Here is an 18,201-nt window from a genome sequence, read left to right on the forward strand (position 1 = left end):
GTTTTCTATCCTCTATCTGTACTCAAAATCAATGTTTGAATAGCATTCCAGAACCGCTTGGAATGGTGATAAAAACCCAGCGTTAATGCGAAACCACTCTAATTGTCCGTTTCTGTAAATCACCTGTCACCGTCAATGTTTCTGAAGTGGCACCAGGAATAGCGATGAACACCCCAGAACCGACCGCAGACTCAACTTCCCACTGATAATTCATTGATACCCCGTTACACAGCGCAATCGAGCACATCGCAACTGCCACCAGGGTATCCCCAACCACCGGGTGCTCAGTCAATTCAACACCGTTATGGTAGATCAACAATTTCTCCGGCGTCTCTGGCATAAAATAGATTTCAACCCGTTCCTCATGCCCACCGGTAATGGCGGTTACCGTGGTCACCCCTGGATTGATATTGGCCAGTTGCACCGTCACCTCCCCCTCGGCGTCCGTAATGCCTTCAGGAGGTATCACCGTCGCACCGTTATCGGCATCAAACTCTACCGGCACATCTACTAGAGGATTGCCGTGTTGATCTGTCACGCGCGCTTTGACTTTGTTGACATCAACCCCATCCGCTAATGCCTCATCGTTAATGACCGTCAGGCCAATAGTGGCCGTGCTGTGATCGGCGATGAGAATAACCTCGTGTGATTCCACAGCCACAGCGTCACCATTCACCGTAGGAGCCACCGTCACGGTGCCTGCCACAACCCCGCTCAGTGTTGCGCTATACACGCCGTTAATTTCCGTGACTGTGCTCAGAGTCACCTCCGGCTCGCCGGTAACGTCAAAGGCCACCGTTAATCCTGTAATCGGCTGATGGTGACTATCCTGGACGCTAAAACTCAGGGTGCTGGTGTGCACACCATCAGCAATAATCTCTGCTGGCTCAACGCTGAAAGAAGAGTTATCCAAGATCGGTGCATGATTGCTCTCGGTTAAAATAACTTTAGCTGATGCCAGAGAGATGTTTTGAATAGTTGGAACAATAACGGCTTCCCCTTGGGTGAAACCTGCCGTTAGCTGGGCGGTATAAACACCCGGAGCGGTTTCAGCCACCTCACTCAACAGCGGTTGATTGGCTGGCTGTGCCGCCGTAGCGCCTGGCGTAAAATGTAAATCCAGCGTCAGCTGATCCGCCATTCCCTTCACCGGCAGATTATTCACGTCTTTTAAATTCAGGGTAATCTGGCTATCGGCAACACCATCCGCCGGTATTTCCGCCGGGGCAACCTCTAAGGTGGAATTGTATTTACTGACCACTTGCTGCGTGACGATAATCTGCGTCGTGCTGTGGTTTGAGGCATTACCCTGACTGTCGTAGGCCACGGCGCCCAGCGTATAAATATTGCTGCCTGCCGTATAAGACGGCAGTTTTATCGAGATACTTTGCGAGGAGACTTGTTGCACCACGCCACCCGCTGCGACTAACGATGCGGTATCCCAATCGATTCGCTCAAGCCCATATTTAGCCGTTACCTGCGCATCGATTTTGATGATTTCATACGCGCTGCCGGTCATTTGATCTGGCAATGCCAACTGGATCAGATCCTGTTTCTGATACTCCAGCACAATATCGTTGTTACGCTCCACCAGATCATAACGGCTACCGGCCAGCGTGCGGCTGGCGGCCACTGCGGAAGGATCGATCTGTGTCTGCCAGGGTTCCCCAAGGTGATAATTCAGTTGGACGCTGATATTGCTGTCGTTTCTGCCACTTTTACCAGCGCGGTGCTCTGCCCCAATGGTGATCAAGGGGATTGGCGTGTAGTTGATCCCGGCGGTGAAGGCATAAGGATCTTTCTGCCTGTCGTCCTTGCCGAACAGCGCCACTTCGTTGCCCCAGTAATGTTCATACATCAAGTTACCGCCGAGCTGCGGATAAGCCGGTAAATAAGCATCGACACGCAGATCGTAGCCATTGGCCGGGCGTTCATTGTAATCAGCAAAGTCACGGGACTGATGCCAGCCCGTCATGCGTAAATAGCTGTTCGCCGAGAGCTTGAGGTAATCCGTCCAGGCTTCGGCACCAAAACCTACCCGGCTATTTTTGCCCGTCATATCACGATCAAAAAAAGCGTTAGCGCCGTACATCCAGTTATCCTGCAAGGTGCGGATGCCCGCGCCAATGTTGACGGTATTGCGGCTGTCTTTATTGCGCAGGCCAAACTGGCTGAAGAATAAGGATTGCTGGTCATCATAAAGCGGCACCAGCATGTCGAATGAGCTGCCCTCAAGGCTGAGTTGGTCATTCAGACTAAGCTGGACACGTGCGGTACCAAACTGGCTCAGCCAATGCTGCACGGAATCGTTGGCTTCGCCGACCACCATCGAGCGCGCCATACCGGCAGCGGCCAGCGGCGTGTTGTCGTCGGCCACCAGCGTCGCACCTTTCAGCAGGTTATGCGCCAAGCGCTCTTGATACTGAGCAGGCGGCGTCGTTTGAGCATCGTCCTGGTGGGTTTTCACAGGTAACGAGGTACTGCGCGGAATATCAATTTCATCGCCGCTACCCAACCGTTCGAAGGGCTTTGAAAATGCACGAAACTGATTAACTTTTTTTAATTCATCGACCGTAAGATGGTGTTTTTTTGCCACCAGATAAACCGTTTCACCCGCTGCCATGGTGTAGGGCACCGTTTCATAAGGTGCCACTGTCTGGGGAGAAGGGGTCAGCATTTTGGCTATTGCTGGGTAAAAAGATAGGCTCAACGGCAAAAGCAGTTGTAAGACTATATTAATCCACACAACAATAGGTTTGCATGTCACCGAGGAAAACTCCTTCTGGATATCAGTTAGCGTAGACTCGCTTCCGGTTTTTCTCAAACCAGATCGGTAACCGCAATGATATGGAGCTCGTTTTTTTCCTTTAAAAAACAATCAATTTTATCATCGGTGCCACGACGTTCTGCGGCAGGTGCGTTTTAATCGTGCATCGGCGTTTTACTCTGATGCCTTAGGTACAGCAAAAAACTTTGCCACGTTCCCCTTTGCCCGAAATACCGCAATGCAGATGACCAGGTTACTGGCCACCATCCACCAATGGGTCTCGGTATAAAGTTGATAAAAAAAGCGGATAGGGACAGACGCATACAGAATGATAATCCCCAGCGCCAACCAAGAGACAAAGACGCGATGCCGCTTGCCCTGGCGCTGAAAAAACGCCATACGAATGACGATGGCGGTACACAGCATCACGTTCAGAATCACCAACGGATCATTTACCATTTGAACCTCCTCGCCACTTTGCCAGCAGTGATGCCGGGTCTTCCATCTTCTCGCTGACAAACTGCAGCAGCTCAATGGCTATGGCGGAGATGATTAATGCGCCCAATGCATCCAGCGGTTTGTCGCTGTAATTAAGCCAGTGTTCGAGTTTGTCACCCCCGACTCCGGCCCCCAATACACCAGACCCAAATGACACCACGAAATAAATCCCCCGGCGTAAGTGAGAAATGTCTTTAGCTCGCGTAACGAAATACATCGCCCCGATAAATGCACCGAATACTACGCCGTAATCAATACCGGCAAAGGGCGCCATGGCACTGGTTCCCGCCAAAGTAATACCACCAATGACGGTCAAACTTGGTTCACCCATTATGACTCCTTTGTTCACTCAGCGAACGCCAGGCGTTAGAGATAAAAAAAGCCGCGCGTGAGCACGGCTCTGAAAATCCTGCTGTTCTTGCTTAAGAAGGCAGGGAAATATACTGAGGAGCGGTGTTAATTCACTACTGCCAATTTATCATCACGCAATAGTACCTGCTCCCAGTCTGAGTTAAGCTAGCTATACGAATTATTTTCAGCCAATTTAATATAAAATCATTAGCCACTTTTTATAGGGTTAATCAAATTGAAGATAAACAGCATCTTCATTAATCAATGCCTACGCACTGAACTGTTTTTATATACAGTAAACATATTCTAGCCGAAGATGGGTTCCGAAGCATGTCAAAAGTATTGTATTGGTCACCACACAACGTTCTGAATAACGTTGCCTATGCTTAAGCCCGTTCGTGCCGCCCATCAAAACTTATATAAAACCCCGGTGGCTACGGTGACACTATAATCACGTCCGGTCATCGGGCTATCTTTCACCGTACCACTCATCTGCTCATAGTTACCCATCAGGAACAGTTGCCAGTTGTCGTTAACCACATAATAACTGGTGAGGGATAAATAAGAGGAGACGCCGCTCTTCGCACGGTATTCTGCTACCCCACTGCGTTGTGATTCCTGCTTGCTGACACCAAAGTAATAGTCATTAAAAGAACGGCTTTGCCACTGCATGCCGATACCCGGCACCAGCTGCAATTTGCCAAACTGGAATAAATACTGATAGCCAACATCCACCAACACCCCGTTGCTATAACCCAGAACATCTGTCGCCACTTTACCGCTGACGGTTCCCCAGTCGGCATTATATTGATACCCCATACCTGCCATGGCCGTGGCACGCCGCTTATCCAGTTTTTTCATTGCTGGGTCACTGCTGTCTGAGGGTTTAAAACTCAGCGGGGAGTAATCAACATTAAAGCTCAACCCGTGGGTATCGGTATTGATGATATTGATCCCCGCACCTTGGCCGCTAATAAAAAACTGCTCTCCTTGATAAGTGATAATGGGTACTGGCATAAACTGCGTATCATAATCCCGATAGGCTAATTGTTCTGCCGCCACACCTGCACCTACGGACCATTCCCCTGCCTGTACACTGCCGGTGAATAATAGAGTTATCAGTGAAAACACACCTGCTGACAGCAATGAAGTACGAATAGAGCTATAAGTTGAGTTAGTCATAATAAAGTTCCCAGAGTATTTTTAGTTAAAAGTTTACCGTCAGCGCTGAACAGCGCTTTTTTAGTGAATCAAAGTATTGTTGTAATTAAATGGTGCGAGTTATTCTTTACAGAAAAAATCTTGTTCAATAGCAATCAATAATGCTGCAACCAAAAACAATATTGCAGTCCAGATACATTTGGTCAAAGGTTCTGTCTGTAATAACTCTGCCGCCATTACCAGAGTAAAGTGAAATAGAACGGCAGCCGGAATACTGCGTTGGCAGCGGTAATAGAACCAATTAGCCATTACGGTAGCAGGAAACATACTGATAAAGAAATTGGCAACGTATATACCGCCTGCCTGCCTGCCATAATTGATGCTGGTAAGTACCTTGAATAAAGAATAAGGGTAGATGCCAGAGCGCCCATAATCCGCTGAATACCAGAGTAACCGGTAATAGCATTCGCCAGATGCTTCTCAAACTATCTACGCCATAACTGCGCCAGCCCAGCTCCTCCATTAGCGCTGCGATCAGCGCCAATGGCAACATCGGTAGAAACCCAGCGGAAAAAGAAAACTGGGCGGCGTTCTGCCCCATCCGTACCGACAGCCAGGTGGCTATTACCAACGGCAGCAGGATCAACCCGAACATCATTAATAAGCGACTTGGTGTTATCCCCGTCAGCGAAAACAACCGCTTACGGCAGTCCTGCCACAGCCTGCTGCTAGCTCCGGGGCGGATCATGATCCCTGCCGCAATGGCCGGGCCGAGTAAACCCACCAGAGCCATCGCCGTGGTCAGTGGCTGTTTATCCGGTAAATGGCTCATATAAGCGGCTACCATCCATGGTAACCACGACAACCCAAGCGCCAGGCAAAAAAAACGCAGCGGGAAATAACGGCTTGAATGGGTGAGATTGGCCATACATCACCCCTGCCCTTGAATACTGGCACCAAGCACTTTGGCAAAAGATCCGGGAGCTGCGCCGAAAGCGCGCTCAATCAGCAGCAGCATTGCCTGCATGCGCGCGGCTTCTTCTTCGAGCGTCCAATGAAAAGTTTGATGGCCAAACAGCGACAGCGAACCGGCCAAAATAAACTGAACGGTGGATAACGGATCGTCGACCTGAAAAACCCCTTCTCGGTTACCTTGCTCCACGACCGCTGCCAGCACCGGGCCAAAAACCAATACCGTTTCAATATTGCTGCGTTCATGGAGCGCGCGGTTTTCTGGGCGATGTAAATCCTCGACCAGAGACTGCCCACTATCTACCGTTTGATTTTGCGCCGCGATGATGGCGCAGAATTTTTCAATTGCCCCCAGATGTGGATCGTCAGCGATAACTTGTGATTGGGCAGTAATTTCGGCACACATCTGCTGCGCCAGCGCCGCAAGTATCTCTTCCTTTGATTTGAAATAGTAATAAAACGTGCCTTTGGCGATGCCAGCCGCGCGGACAATCTCATCCACAGAGGTGGTTTCATACCCCTGAGTCTGAAACAGGTTACCCGCAGCATTGAGAATTTCTGCTCGGCGCACCTCTGGTTTTTTCACCGTACGAGCCATAACCCTTTCCTGTGTTGTGTAGATAATATCGACACAATATATAATGACTGACGGTCAGTCAATAAAAAAGTGAGATTTTTTTGAGCACGTCAGGCTCGGATTAGGGATGGTGCAAGCAACCAATAGGCTTTATTTTATCTTTCATTTGAGTTGACCTGACTCCAGTCAATGACAGCCGAGGCAGGTGAGTGGGAGCATCGCTCCATGTATCATAGGCTGAAGTGGTATCAATACGAGCTTGCGGCATTGATGCCAGACGAAATTTAACAAGGACAATACGTTTGAAATATGCATCAGTGCCGTTAAATCAGAACCAGAATGGTTGGCTAAAAGACGATCTGTTACCCGCAGCCTATCCCGTGCTGATCGGCGATACCGAGGCGGACTGGGTGGTGGTCGGATCCGGGTTTGCCGGTATCTCCTTCGCCAGAAGGCTGGCAACCCATGCGCCGCACCTGAAGATCATCGTCATTGATGCAGCCTGCGCGGCAGAGAGTTCCTCGGCGAGAAACTCAGGGTTTATTATCGGGTTACCGCATAATATCGGCAGCTCAACGGCAGAACTTAAAAAGGCGCAGTCTTATCGTGCTTTGCTGCAAGAGGGCATCCGTCAATTAGCCACCCTGATTGAACAACAGGGAATTGACTGTGAGTGGGAGAATGTCGGCAAATATCATTGCCAGGTCGATACCCGCAATGAGCGCGTGCTGAAGGAATATACGGATAACCTTGATGTCATGAGCGAGCCGTATCACATTCTCGATCAAGATGCGCTCTACCAGAAATTAGGCAGCCGTTTTTACCATAAAGGCATTTATACCCCGAGCGCTATTCTGGTGAATCCCGCCAGCCTGATTACCGGCCTGGCGAATCATTTGCCGAGTAATGTGACCGTCTATAACCATACGCCGGTTCTGGAGATCCGCCCCGGCAAAGTTACCCAAGTGCTCACCCCTTACGGCACCATTAAGACCAGCAAAGTCATGCTGGCCACCAATGCCCTTTCCAGAGAGCTTGCTCCGGTCACCAGCCAGCAGGCGGCCATGGCCACCTTCGCCAGCATCACCGCGCCATTAACCGCAGAACAACGGCAAAAACTCCCGGCGATGAGCAGTTGGGGGTTAACCCCGGTCAATGCGATTGCCGGGGCAACATTGCGCTATACCCAGGATCACCGTTTCTTAATCCGCCAGCATGTGACACCGGCTTTAAACGGCAGAATAACCGCCGCGCAGACTTATCAAGCCACCCAGTTGCACCAGCAGATATTCAATAAAATCTACCCGCAGTTGAAGGATGTGCCGATCACCCGCACCTGGTCAGGCACCATCAGCGTCACCAGAAATGGCGCGCCGGTTTGGGGGGAATTGAAAAAAGGGATTTATACCGCAGGCGGCTGTAACGGCGCGGGCGTTTCTAAGCAAACCATCGCCGGGACGCTGTTGGCTGACTATGCGCTGGGCCATGATAATCCGCTGATTGGCGCAATGTTAGAGCTTGGCAACGCGAATTACCTGCCGCCTTCGCCGGTGCTTGATGTGGCTATCGCTCTGTCGCTGATGAAGGAAAGATATCTGGGTAGGAAAGAGATTTAATCAGCATAATCATTCGGCACAATGATAACCGTGATGCCCCTATCCCTGTGGGAGAGGACCGGGGGCTTGTCGTACGGTGATACTCCCCTAACCCTCTCAAGGAGAGGGTTAGGGTTAGCTTCAACCGGTAAGCATTACATGCCAAAGACGCAGGGAAAACCTTCACTACTCGGTTGCTGCTTCCAACGTCATCACTCCAGCACCTGTAACGCTAACCACGTCATCGTTAACGCTGTCTTTCAGAGCGATATTGATTGCCTGCATAAATTTCCATGCCGCCGGCACGTTTTCGAATATCACCTGATTAAACTGGCTGTCTCTCAGGAATGAAATATCCGTCGCTTTGGTATTCTTGAACTTCACGTTTTCGAAATGTAAGCCGCTGTGGAAAGCATCACGTTCAAAGGCAAAACCGTAGGCGCTCTCCATCTCGGCGATGGTCATGCCGTCAACCAGGATACTGTTTTTCTTGCTGGTGCCGTCAATCGTCACGTTCTTCACCGTCACGTCGCGGAACTGCGCAGGCTCGCTGGCAGGCACCGTGTCATTAACATCAGAAGCGTATTTAATGGTGAAAACAAACGGTTGTTCGTTAATTGCCACCATCGCGTTATCACGGAACAGCACGTCACGCGCGCCGCCGCCATAGTAAGGGCGGCTCTTCATGCGCAGGCCGACAAAGGTAAGGTACATCACGTTATCTTCTGCACGGATCTTCTCAATCCATGCACCGGTATGGCTCCCTGCCACCACCGCACCATGACCATTACGGAAATAGTTATTGAAGATCCAGGCTCCGCTCTGCGCTTTCTGACCAAACTCCTGCACGCCAGCACCAAAGCCTGCGGCAAAGTTGACGCAGTCATCGCCGGTATCAAAGAAGTTATTGAATACCATCACATTCTGGCTGTTGCCAAACTCAATGCCGTCGGCGTTGTTGGCATCAAACGTAGTATGCGATAACGCATTCATCACCACGTTCTCAGACTCTAGCACCATCACGCCGTGGAACGCCGGGTTGAGGATCGTCAGGCCATCAACGTACAGATTACGCACCCCGCGCAGGGTCATCAGGCTGGAACGGCGGTTCTTGTAAGCCTCCGTCAGCGACATGCCCTCACCCACGGCGACCGCAACCTGGGATTTCGCCAGAATACCGTCGTTGTGAACCTTGTCTTCTTTACTGGCGCGATACTGCGGCAATTTATTACCGACTTCATCGGTAATCTCATCCACACCGCCCGAGCTGATGCCGCGCGTCCAGCCATTGCCATCAATAGTGCCTTTACCCACAATGCGGATATTTTCAAAAGTCCCCGCATGAGTGCTGCCCTGATCGTTCTCTTCCAACACGTTCAACAGCGATGGCGGGCGTTTTGGCAGCGGTGCCGGTACGGTATAAGGATACAGGATATACCCCTTTTCCAGCGGGTAATCAGCCGCATCGGCGGAGCCCAACAGCACGGCATTCTCGGCCACCTCAAAGGTCATGTTGCTGTGCAGGAACAGCGCACCGGACTTGTATGTTCCCTCGGTAAGTTGCACCTTACAGCCTTGTGCATAGCGTTCCAGCGTACAGTTATCGATAGCGCTCTGGATCGCGGCCGTATCCAACGTCGCGCCATCCCCTTTTGCCCCAAAGTCTTTCACATCAATCAGATAGGGTTTAGCCGTGGTTTCCTGCTTCACGGTTTCGCTGTCTACCGACTCTTTACCATCGGCATAAACCGCGCGGACGGTGAAGCTGTACTCAGTGGCTGGCGTTAACCCGGTCACCGTAAAATTATGCAAGCCAATCTTGGTGTGCCAGCTTTCGCTGTCGATATTCTGATAGAAATTATCGATATAAGGTTTGGCCGGTGAGTGGAGATCGTGATTAGCATTAGCACTGCCAATCAGTTGGCCGTTCATGTAGACGTTGTAATCTTTGATATCGCTGTACTGTTCGGGCTTTTCCCATACCAGAACCACACTGCCTTCATCATACGCCAGCGTAGGTACCTGAACCTTTTGCGGCGCAGCGGAACGATCCACCACGCTGTTACCGCCCGATGTGTTCTCACCACCCGATGTGTTCTCACCACCCGATGTGTTCTCACCACCCGACGTGTTCTCACCGCCCGACGTGTTATTGCTGCCCGAAGCGTTATCACTGCTCAAGGTGTTATTCGTGCTCGAACCGTTATCACACCCCGCCATCAGGCCGCTTAGAACCACAATAGCACCGAGAGTCAGACGAATTTTGGGTAAAGAATAAAACATGCAACCTCCTGTATGATTAATATCACGTACTAAGAGCCTTCTCCTTTATATCCGTTACCTTTCAATCCGCGCTCCGTAAGCTCCTATCTGTAACTCGAATTATTTAGGGTCAGACATGTTCCCAATCTTTCAGGAAAAGGCTAAAAATAGAATTAACAGCACAACAACATCAGGGTGCTTTTTAAAATACAATAAAACCCCCTACGAAATATTATCGCATTCTCAAAACAAAGCCGTTTTACACACCCAGCATTAAGTAATAAAGGTATGCCGTTACTTGTAACAATCAGATAATAATATCACTTTCATCGCATTTAATTATAATAAATCCTTGATAAAATCAACAACAAAAACAACATACCAAAAATAACAAAACATTGTTTTATTAAATTATGTTCTTATCTTTTTTTCGCGACAGAGTTCAAACTTTCATCCCTGACTGACTAAATGAAGAGGCTGTTTTTAGCAAAAGTATAATTCAGCTCACAGAATAAATGGTCTGTTTCAGGCTGGTACGCCTTCGTCAGGAATACCGCTGAAAGATAGATGTGGATAAAAGCTTTTGGCAGATGCTTAGGAGCCTATAGTTACTCCTAGTACAGCGTCAGGGCGAGTAGCCAAAGTGCCCACAACAGCGCGGTTATTATGATCGTATGCCTGAGTTGGCGTACTGCTCCCTGCTGCCGCTCGGTAAATGACAGCCGCGTGAGCCTTTCCCGCTGCCAGATAAACGCCAGCGCTTCCCCTGCTCGCTGATTCTGCGCTTCGTTGAAGCGGGCGAAATATCCCACGTCCAACCACAGCCGCCAGCAGCCATAGCCACTCGCGCCAATCAGCAGCGCAATCACCGCACGCAGTGCGCCAGGTGGGGCGGCGAAAATCGTCCACAGCAGCGGTGGCGCAGCCATCAGCAGCAGAAAACGCCAGCTTTCAAACGTTCGTTCAAGCAGCGCCGCCTGTAGCGCACTCTCTTTGGTTACTTCATCATGTTCGTTCGCCATTGTTCCAGCCGCTCCAGATGTTGAGAGGTGAAAACGACCTGCGGCCGTTTCTCGCGAATATGTGCCACCGCTTGGGCCACCGTCAGCGCTGGCTGTTGCTCTAACAACCAGGCTGCGGCAACCATCGCGCTGCGCGACAGCCCCAGCGCACAATGGATTAGCACGGTACCCTGAGATTGCCGCAGCTGTTCCAGCACCGTTACCGCCTGCCGGAGTTGCGTGTCATCCGGGCACAGCAGATCCAGCATCGGCACACAGTGGTAAGCAACTCCCGTTAGGTGGCGCGACCGGGGAAATTCACTGGTTACATCCAGCACCGCGTGCTGCGCTGGCTGGCGACGGGGGTAAAACCCAAGATAGACTTCGGCCGTCAGCGGGCTGATCGCAGGCAAACGACGCGTGTAGCATAACAGGGAAATAAACATCCCCCACCGCCAGGGCAGCAGCAGCCAACGGGCTGCGGGCGTCAGTTTCCCTTGTTGATCTTTCTGCAACGCGGCAACGCCAAGCCCGGCATATCCCAGCGTGACAATGCTCAGCGCGATCGCGGGCCACCACAGCCACGGGAAAAACCATCCTGCCACCAAGCAGACCAGCGCACCGCACAGATAACGCCCTGCCAACGTTTTAGCGCTGGCGCTCGGTCGCTGCCAGCGCCAGCGCTCTTGCTCTGGCACCAGCCAGTCAATCACCATCCCAATCGCCAGCCCGGCAAGCACATCAATGAAATGGTGCTGCCAGGTGGTCAGTACCGAGACCGCGATCAGCAGAAACCACGCGGCGCACAGCCGCCGCCAGTGGCCGGTCAAGTGGCGGCTGAAATGACGCCACAGCAGCCAACAGAGAATAATATGCAGCGAGGGCGACTGGTTATAGGGGAGATCAAACTGCTCCAGTTGCCCGAACAGCCAACCGGAAAAGCCGGAAACCGGCGGCCGAACAAAGCTAAAGCGCAGCGGAAACAGCAAGAACCCGACGCAGGCCACCACAGAAGCCAGTACCAGCCGACAAACCAGACGGCGCTGTTCGCTGAGCGAGAAACAGACAAACAGCGACAGGCCATACAGCAGATCCAGGCTCCAGTAGGGAAGAATGGTCAGCGGAATAAACGGAATCTGCCGCTCCCAGGCAAACACTACGCTGCCTACGCCCTCCCTACCTGCAGTGAACTGATTCACCTGGCCATAGGTGAGGAAGAAAAATGGCGCCAGCAGAAGCAGCCAGCCAACGCCTTGTATGACCAGGCTACGGCGCGTTACTGAACCGATCATGGGTAGCGTCGTACCGCCAGCGAGACGGTAAAAATCCCCCACTCATCAATGAGCTGGGTACATTTATCAAAACCGGCTTCCCGCACCAGCGCATCCATCTCGCCCTGGGTACGCACACGCATCACCCAGGCTTTGCCATCTTTATGGCTGGTGAGTGACCAGGCGATGGTTTTCAACTGTGGATGCCAAGGTTGCCCGGTATAGATCAAAATCCCACCCGGTTCGATGGCGTCTGCCAGCCCGGCCAGCGAACTACGCACCAGCGTATTTTCCGGGAACAGCTCGTAGAGGCCGGAAACGATGCCCAGCGTTGGACGCGGATCCAATGCCGCCAGTTCAGCGCGATTAAAGGCGTCGCCACGCTCAAAGCGCGCTTTATCCGCCATCCCGCGCTCAGCGATCATCTCCTGCCCTTTCGCCACGTTCAGTTCGCTGTAATCACGCAGTAAAACCTCGCTGACCGCCGCTTCGCCCCCCAGTGCATCCAGCACATAACGGCCGTGCCCAGCGGCAACGTCCACCACTCGCACCGGCTTGCCCTGCTCCACCAGTTGCGCCACCGCCTGCTGGATAAGCTGCTGTAGGTGAACCTTGCGCTGGCGAATCCCCCGCCAACCCACGCTATTGAGGTAGTTTTTATCGATCTGCCGCCCCAGCCAACTGCTACCCTGAGGTTGATTGCGATAGACATAATCCAGCGTACTGCCAGAGTCAAAACCAGTATCGAATCCCAGCTTCACGCCGGTTGATTGGGTACCGAGCATTTTCATGCCGTAGCGCATGGCGCGATAGGCCACATCATCAAGGGAATAAGGTGCCGGGCCGCCGCTCAGCATGCGCCAGCTATCCGCGCCGGGGCTCCAGCGATCTTCATTTTGGTAATCGAAACGCTGCGGCGGCATAGCGTACAGCGTGCCGATAAACGCGCGCATTTTGTCGAACGCGATTTGACGATCGCGCTCGCCGAGAGTGTCGTGATAGAAACCCGGCAACACGTGCAGCTCTTTGATCGGGCTGCGCAGGCGCTGGTAGAAATCCAACTGCGGCTTGCGGTGAACCACATAGTCCTCACCGGAGATCAGCAACTGCGTCGGCAACGTAATCGCCGCTGCATCGCTGACGATCCGCTCGGCGGTGCGGTAAAGATCGAGCAGAATATTGACGGCAATCGGCCGGGTAATCAGCGGATCCTGATTGAAACTCTCTACCCGCTCAGGATCGTGCGTCAGGTATTTGCCTTTGACGTAGGAATTGACAAAAAACAGCCCACGCAAGCGGTGCAGCAGCGCCAGCCCAGGGCGGGCAAACGGCACGTACAGTTTGACCTTAAAGGCCGGTGACGCCAGCACCAGGCCGCGGATCGCAGGCGCATAGTCGTGCGCCCAGGTTGCTGCCAGCACCGCGCCAACGCTCTGCGCCACCACGATCACCTCCTCCAACGCCGCCCGGCTGTCGGCAGCGGCAAAGCGGACAAACTCATCCACATCCTGCACTGAACGGGTCAACGATGGGCTATGGCCACGTTGGCCCGGCGAGCGCCCGTGGCCGCGCGCATCCCAGGCGTAAAACGCGGTATCCGGCATCGCCAGTTCATCAACGATATGCTGCAAGCGCCCAGAGTGTTCATGACCACGATGAAACAGCACGATGACTTTAGGTTGCGCGCCGTTTTCCAGCGCTGGCCAGTGGCGGTAAAACAGCTCGGTATGATCGCTGGTGAGAAAGCTTTTTTCGTCTGGCGTGCGGCTATTGGCCATGGGATTCATTTCCTTTTGTCTCCTGGCGGAGTTGTAGTAAACGCTGCAACAGCGCGTCCTTAAACTGGTTTTTATCCGGATGAAAATGCAAAGCCTCACCCACGTTGGCGTCAATAAACAGCGGCAGCGGAATACGGTTGCCCTTCGCCATCACCCGTTCGGTGCCTTTCAGCCAGACCGGAATAATCGGCACCTCCGGCATGCTCTGGCTGAGATACCACAGCCCCGATTTCAGCGGTGCCAGTTTCCCCGGTTCACCGCGTGTGCCTTCTGGAAACAGAATCAGGATTTTGTTGTCTCTAAGCGCCTGTTCGCACAGCGCCAGCGGATTAGCCTCCCCGCCCTGACGCGAGACCGGAATGATGTTGAGAATATTGAGCGAAAACCACGCCATCCACTTGTTGCGCAGAAAATAGTCTGCGGCCGCGGCCGGGTGCACAATATGCTGCTGACCGATAGAGAACAGCGACAGCAGCACAAACACATCCATATGGCTGTTATGGTTCGCCACCACGATCGCCGGGCCATGCTTTGGCAGGCGCTCCCGGTGCTTTACCCGCAGCCCAAGCCACAGCCAGATCACCGGCCAGACGATACACAGGGAAAACAGCGTTCTGAGAAATTTTTTCATCATGGCTTCAGTAACAGAAGTAACGGATAAAGTGGAAGAAAACCGGGGCGGTGAAAATCAGCGAGTCCAGGCGATCGAGAATGCCACCGTGGCCCGGCAGCAGCGTGCCGCTGTCTTTGACGCCGATGTCGCGCTTGATCGCCGACATCACAATATCGCCGCAGAACCCGGTCACGCCGATGATCAGCCCCGCCAACAGCGCCATATGCCAGCTTAACGGTGTCAGCAGTGGGCCAAGCAGCAGCGCCGCCAGCGCAGTGCTGCCGATGCCGCCCACCAGCCCCGCCAGGGTTTTATTCGGGCTGACCTTCGGCGTGACCTTAATCCGCCCCAGCGATTTGCCCCACAGATACTGGGCGATATCGTTAAATTCGGTCAGGCCGACCAGAAACAGCACCAGCAGCGCCCCGGTTTGCAGGCCATCTGCGGGCAGCACCAGCAAAAAGGCCACGTGGCTGAAAGCAAAAACGGTGGTCATCAAGCCCCAGTGCAGCTGCGAAACCGTGCTCAAAAAACCCTGAGTATCGCCAGCTATCACCATGCGCGCGGGTAAGAATAAAAAGACATACACCGGAATAAACACGATAAACATGCCGTACCAGCCAATGCCGATCAGCCAGTAGTTAATGGGGATGGCGATAAACATCCACAGCAGCGGCATCCGGTCGGAATGCCGGGAGGGAACCAGCGTCAGGAACTCCTTCAACGCCATAAAACTGACCAGCGCGAAAAAGGTCAGCGCCAGCCAGTGCGGGCTGATCATCGCCAGTGAAAACAGCACGATAATCACCCACCAGGTGCGAATGCGCAGCGTCAGTTCGTGCCAATCTTTACCCGGTCGCAACCAAACCAGCAGGCCGTTCACCAGCGTGGCGAACAGCAACAGGGCAAAAATTACCGCCAGTGATTTTTCCAGCAACATTATTGGCGCTCCTCTACCAAGGCGCTACGGCAGCGATTCACTACCGTCCAGATCAGCAGCAGCGTCGCAGCGCCCCACAGCAAGTTGTTCCATTCCAACGCTTGTGGCCAGATCGCCAGCACCAGCCCCCAGGTGCCAAACAGCAGCGCCCGGTCGCTTTTGCCCAGCGGCCCGGCATAGTTGCGCACGCCGTTGATGGTTTGCACCAGAATGCCGCAAAACTCGCTCAACACCGCGCAGAACAGCATGGCCAGCACCAGCGGCGCATAGCTGCCCGGCAGAAAGATAAAGGGGATATACAAGGCGACATCGGAGAGCACATCGCCGATCTCATTAAGCATGGCGCCGAGGCGGCTTTTCTGGTTGCACTCCCGCGCCAGCATGCCATCAAGCGCATTGAGCGCCATGCGGATAAATAAGACGATTGGCAGGAGATAAAACAGGCTTGGTTGCGGGAATAACACCAGCAATCCGCCCGTCAGAAACGACAGCAGCATAGCCGCCAGAGTGATATGGTTGGCCGTCACCCGACGTCTATTCAACCAACGCATAGTGGGCCGTAACAGCGCCTGAAAAGCAGGCTTAATCTTATAGAGCGTCATACTTCATCCCTGATTTATTTTACGTTACAGCCTTATATTGCCTCAGAAAACAATAACTCCGCCACTGTTTTGCTCCGGCGTAACGGCTTTGAGCGGTGGTTCTCTGAAGCTATCTGCAAGGTTTGGGGCCCGGAGCCTGACAAACAACAGAAAATGATTCATTTAAAGAAGGATAATTTATAAAAAAACATCTCCGGATATCTTATTTTTTATATTTAAAAACACCTGAAGCTTAAATGGAGTGGATTTATATAATAAAAAAAATAAATAATTCTAAAAACTTAAAAAAAAAACTTAACCGCAGAGTTTAAAACTAATTTCAACTCCTACCCCACAGTAAAGAGTGAAAAAAATGCATATTGCGAGCATCTGATTTCACCGTAATAAAAAACATTGCAAATCAATAGGCTGTGGTTTTTACTGGCCAATTTATCATCTTTGACAAACACGATTCGCCTGTGAAAAATAGCGGAACTTTCTCTACCGTTATTGAGAAAGGATATATATGTACTTGCTTGCAACATTATAAAGTCTTAAATCTACGGTTAATGACTCTTTTTAAGGATAAAAAATGAAGCTGAACAAAATGGCGCTAGCTGCAATGCTGGCATGTGGCTCTATATCTCTGGCTAACGCAGCGGCAGGCGGAGAAGTTAATTTCACGGGTTCTATTACTGATGCCCCTTGCTCTATCGATCCCGGCAGTAAAAAACAAACGGTAGATTTGGGTGCCGTATCAAAACCGGGGTTAGCGGCAAATCTTAATGGGCCTGAAGTTAAATTCTCCATCAAATTGTTGAACTGCATCGTCGGTACTGGTGCTACTGCGCCAAATAAAGTCAGCGTAACCTTTAGCGGCCCGCAAGGCGGAATACCAGGTGGGTCGTTATCTAACGATCTGCTGGGTATTACCGGAGCGGCAAAAGGGGCCAGCATCAAACTGGTGGACTATTCTAACGCTCCGATCACTCTGGGCCAGAAAACCAGCCCTCAGGCCCTCAGTAACGGTAACGGCAATACGTTGGAGTTCACGGCCTATTTGGTACCGAACCCAGGGGTAACACCGGCGCAGATCGTAGAAGGCGCATTTACCTCTACGGCTAACTTTATTATGAACTACGAGTAATCATCAGTTGTACTGCATGCGGAGCAACCGTATGCAGTACGCCAGCCATGGAGCTGTGGTATGCAATGGAAAGTACGTACTCTTGCCATTATGTTTTCACTGTGCATGTTGAACGTAAGCATAATACTCACACCTTGCCAGGCAGAGGATATTACTCTTTCTGGCTCGATTATTGATGTCCCTTGTTCCATTGATACCGCCAGCCGCAATCAAACGCTGGATATGGGGTTTTTACCAGCCTGGCAGCTTATTCGTAACGGGCAGGGAATCTCACACAACTTTACGATAAAACTCGTGAACTGCGAATTATTCCAGATCAACGGGCAACTGCCGGAGTGGCGTTACTTTCAGATAACCTTTGATGGCCGTAACGATAATGGCAAGTTTGGTGTTGATGGCAATGCCGCAGGCGTTGCGCTGCAAATTTCCGACAATCAGGGGAATATTGCCGTTCCCGGCATCCCTCTACCTGCCGGTCAATTGAGTTCGGGGAATATGTTTCTTCAGTATTCAGCACGCTTGGTGAGCAATTCTCAGCAACTGCAAGCAGGGGAGTACTCCTCCATTTTACGCTTCAAGATTGATTACTACTGATATTGGCATTTTATTTACTCTCTGTCGTAGAGCCGACTTATATCTAATTTGCTGAATAACCGCAGCGTTTTCGATTATATGGCCACCGGGATG

The 18,201-nt window shown here is 51.9% G+C and carries 16 protein-coding genes; 3 read left to right on the top strand and 13 right to left on the bottom strand.

The window, feature by feature from the left end; translation table 11 throughout:
* Window positions 1-82 precede the first annotated feature (82 nt).
* From ACX1CU_RS17440 to ACX1CU_RS17465, 6 genes are all read right to left on the bottom strand, one after another.
* Window positions 83-2,677: a ZirU family protein gene (locus ACX1CU_RS17440; protein WP_459399513.1), complete on the bottom strand. Its 2,595-nt coding sequence runs from the start codon at window positions 2,675-2,677 to the stop codon at window positions 83-85.
* A gap of 264 nt (window positions 2,678-2,941) precedes the next feature.
* Window positions 2,942-3,226 (bottom strand): phage holin family protein, encoded by a 285-nt coding sequence (locus ACX1CU_RS17445; RefSeq protein ID WP_459399514.1) that lies wholly within the window; start codon window positions 3,224-3,226, stop codon window positions 2,942-2,944.
* Complete coding sequence (locus ACX1CU_RS17450) at window positions 3,216-3,596, bottom strand: putative holin (RefSeq protein WP_459399515.1); 381 nt, start codon at window positions 3,594-3,596, stop codon at window positions 3,216-3,218. Before ACX1CU_RS17450 ends, ACX1CU_RS17445 begins: the two co-directional genes overlap by 11 nt.
* A 428-nt stretch (window positions 3,597-4,024) precedes the next feature.
* The gene (locus ACX1CU_RS17455; RefSeq protein WP_459399516.1) at window positions 4,025-4,798 is read right to left on the bottom strand and encodes a MipA/OmpV family protein; all 774 of its coding nucleotides are present in this window, start codon (window positions 4,796-4,798) and stop codon (window positions 4,025-4,027) included.
* Window positions 4,799-5,078: 280 nt separating this feature from the next.
* Window positions 5,079-5,705, bottom strand: coding sequence for a CPBP family glutamic-type intramembrane protease (locus tag ACX1CU_RS17460; protein ID WP_459399517.1), 627 nt, complete (start codon window positions 5,703-5,705; stop codon window positions 5,079-5,081).
* 3 nt (window positions 5,706-5,708) lie between these two features.
* Complete coding sequence (locus ACX1CU_RS17465; RefSeq protein WP_459399518.1) at window positions 5,709-6,347, bottom strand: TetR/AcrR family transcriptional regulator; 639 nt, start codon at window positions 6,345-6,347, stop codon at window positions 5,709-5,711.
* Between the two features lie 281 nt (window positions 6,348-6,628).
* Here ACX1CU_RS17465 and ACX1CU_RS17470 point away from each other — a divergent pair, with 281 nt between their 5' ends.
* The gene (locus ACX1CU_RS17470) at window positions 6,629-7,942 is read left to right on the top strand and encodes an NAD(P)/FAD-dependent oxidoreductase (protein WP_459399519.1); all 1,314 of its coding nucleotides are present in this window, start codon (window positions 6,629-6,631) and stop codon (window positions 7,940-7,942) included.
* A gap of 165 nt (window positions 7,943-8,107) precedes the next feature.
* Here the strand turns inward: ACX1CU_RS17470 and ACX1CU_RS17475 are convergent, their stop codons facing one another.
* The 7 genes from ACX1CU_RS17475 to ACX1CU_RS17505 form a co-directional block, all read right to left on the bottom strand.
* Window positions 8,108-10,204, bottom strand: coding sequence for a glycosyl hydrolase family 28 protein (locus tag ACX1CU_RS17475; RefSeq protein ID WP_459399520.1), 2,097 nt, complete (start codon window positions 10,202-10,204; stop codon window positions 8,108-8,110).
* A 593-nt stretch (window positions 10,205-10,797) separates the two neighbouring features.
* The gene (locus ACX1CU_RS17480; RefSeq protein ID WP_459399521.1) at window positions 10,798-11,205 is read right to left on the bottom strand and encodes a hypothetical protein; all 408 of its coding nucleotides are present in this window, start codon (window positions 11,203-11,205) and stop codon (window positions 10,798-10,800) included.
* Window positions 11,181-12,476 (bottom strand): phosphatase PAP2/dual specificity phosphatase family protein, encoded by a 1,296-nt coding sequence (locus tag ACX1CU_RS17485; RefSeq protein WP_459399522.1) that lies wholly within the window; start codon window positions 12,474-12,476, stop codon window positions 11,181-11,183. Before ACX1CU_RS17485 ends, ACX1CU_RS17480 begins: the two co-directional genes overlap by 25 nt.
* On the bottom strand, window positions 12,473-14,233 hold the full coding sequence (locus tag ACX1CU_RS17490; protein WP_459399523.1) for a bifunctional alpha/beta hydrolase/class I SAM-dependent methyltransferase: 1,761 nt from the start codon (window positions 14,231-14,233) through the stop codon (window positions 12,473-12,475). Before ACX1CU_RS17490 ends, ACX1CU_RS17485 begins: the two co-directional genes overlap by 4 nt.
* Window positions 14,223-14,867, bottom strand: coding sequence for a lysophospholipid acyltransferase family protein (locus ACX1CU_RS17495; RefSeq protein WP_459399524.1), 645 nt, complete (start codon window positions 14,865-14,867; stop codon window positions 14,223-14,225). Before ACX1CU_RS17495 ends, ACX1CU_RS17490 begins: the two co-directional genes overlap by 11 nt.
* Window positions 14,868-14,871: 4 nt before the next feature.
* Window positions 14,872-15,789 carry a phosphatidate cytidylyltransferase gene (locus ACX1CU_RS17500; protein ID WP_459402848.1) on the bottom strand — a complete coding sequence of 306 codons (918 nt, stop codon included), beginning with the start codon at window positions 15,787-15,789 and terminating at the stop codon, window positions 14,872-14,874.
* Window positions 15,786-16,388 (bottom strand): CDP-alcohol phosphatidyltransferase family protein, encoded by a 603-nt coding sequence (locus ACX1CU_RS17505; protein WP_459399525.1) that lies wholly within the window; start codon window positions 16,386-16,388, stop codon window positions 15,786-15,788. The genes ACX1CU_RS17500 and ACX1CU_RS17505 overlap by 4 nt, the downstream gene beginning before the upstream one ends.
* A 571-nt stretch (window positions 16,389-16,959) precedes the next feature.
* Here ACX1CU_RS17505 and ACX1CU_RS17510 point away from each other — a divergent pair.
* Both ACX1CU_RS17510 and ACX1CU_RS17515 read left to right on the top strand, forming a co-directional pair.
* The gene (locus ACX1CU_RS17510; RefSeq protein ID WP_459399526.1) at window positions 16,960-17,514 is read left to right on the top strand and encodes a fimbrial protein; all 555 of its coding nucleotides are present in this window, start codon (window positions 16,960-16,962) and stop codon (window positions 17,512-17,514) included.
* A 60-nt stretch (window positions 17,515-17,574) separates the two neighbouring features.
* Complete coding sequence (locus ACX1CU_RS17515) at window positions 17,575-18,108, top strand: fimbrial protein (RefSeq protein WP_459399527.1); 534 nt, start codon at window positions 17,575-17,577, stop codon at window positions 18,106-18,108.
* Window positions 18,109-18,201: the final 93 nt, after the last annotated feature.

This window comes from Serratia sp. D1N4, from assembly GCF_054552755.1.

Bases quoted from the DNA above. Each gene is read 5' to 3' on its own strand.
- ACX1CU_RS17515 (WP_459399527.1), top strand. From the start codon at position 17,575: ATGCAATGGAAAGTACGTACTCTTGCCATTATGTTTTCACTGTGCATG.
- ACX1CU_RS17495 (WP_459399524.1), bottom strand. From the start codon at position 14,867: ATGATGAAAAAATTTCTCAGAACGCTGTTTTCCCTGTGTATCGTCTGG.
- ACX1CU_RS17440 (WP_459399513.1), bottom strand. From the start codon at position 2,677: ATGCTGACCCCTTCTCCCCAGACAGTGGCACCTTATGAAACGGTGCCC.
- ACX1CU_RS17460 (WP_459399517.1), bottom strand. From the start codon at position 5,705: ATGGCCAATCTCACCCATTCAAGCCGTTATTTCCCGCTGCGTTTTTTT.
- ACX1CU_RS17450 (WP_459399515.1), bottom strand. From the start codon at position 3,596: ATGGGTGAACCAAGTTTGACCGTCATTGGTGGTATTACTTTGGCGGGA.
- ACX1CU_RS17465 (WP_459399518.1), bottom strand. From the start codon at position 6,347: ATGGCTCGTACGGTGAAAAAACCAGAGGTGCGCCGAGCAGAAATTCTC.
- ACX1CU_RS17485 (WP_459399522.1), bottom strand. From the start codon at position 12,476: ATGATCGGTTCAGTAACGCGCCGTAGCCTGGTCATACAAGGCGTTGGC.
- ACX1CU_RS17480 (WP_459399521.1), bottom strand. From the start codon at position 11,205: ATGGCGAACGAACATGATGAAGTAACCAAAGAGAGTGCGCTACAGGCG.
- ACX1CU_RS17475 (WP_459399520.1), bottom strand. From the start codon at position 10,204: ATGTTTTATTCTTTACCCAAAATTCGTCTGACTCTCGGTGCTATTGTG.
- ACX1CU_RS17510 (WP_459399526.1), top strand. From the start codon at position 16,960: ATGAAGCTGAACAAAATGGCGCTAGCTGCAATGCTGGCATGTGGCTCT.
- ACX1CU_RS17445 (WP_459399514.1), bottom strand. From the start codon at position 3,226: ATGGTAAATGATCCGTTGGTGATTCTGAACGTGATGCTGTGTACCGCC.
- ACX1CU_RS17505 (WP_459399525.1), bottom strand. From the start codon at position 16,388: ATGACGCTCTATAAGATTAAGCCTGCTTTTCAGGCGCTGTTACGGCCC.
- ACX1CU_RS17490 (WP_459399523.1), bottom strand. From the start codon at position 14,233: ATGGCCAATAGCCGCACGCCAGACGAAAAAAGCTTTCTCACCAGCGAT.
- ACX1CU_RS17455 (WP_459399516.1), bottom strand. From the start codon at position 4,798: ATGACTAACTCAACTTATAGCTCTATTCGTACTTCATTGCTGTCAGCA.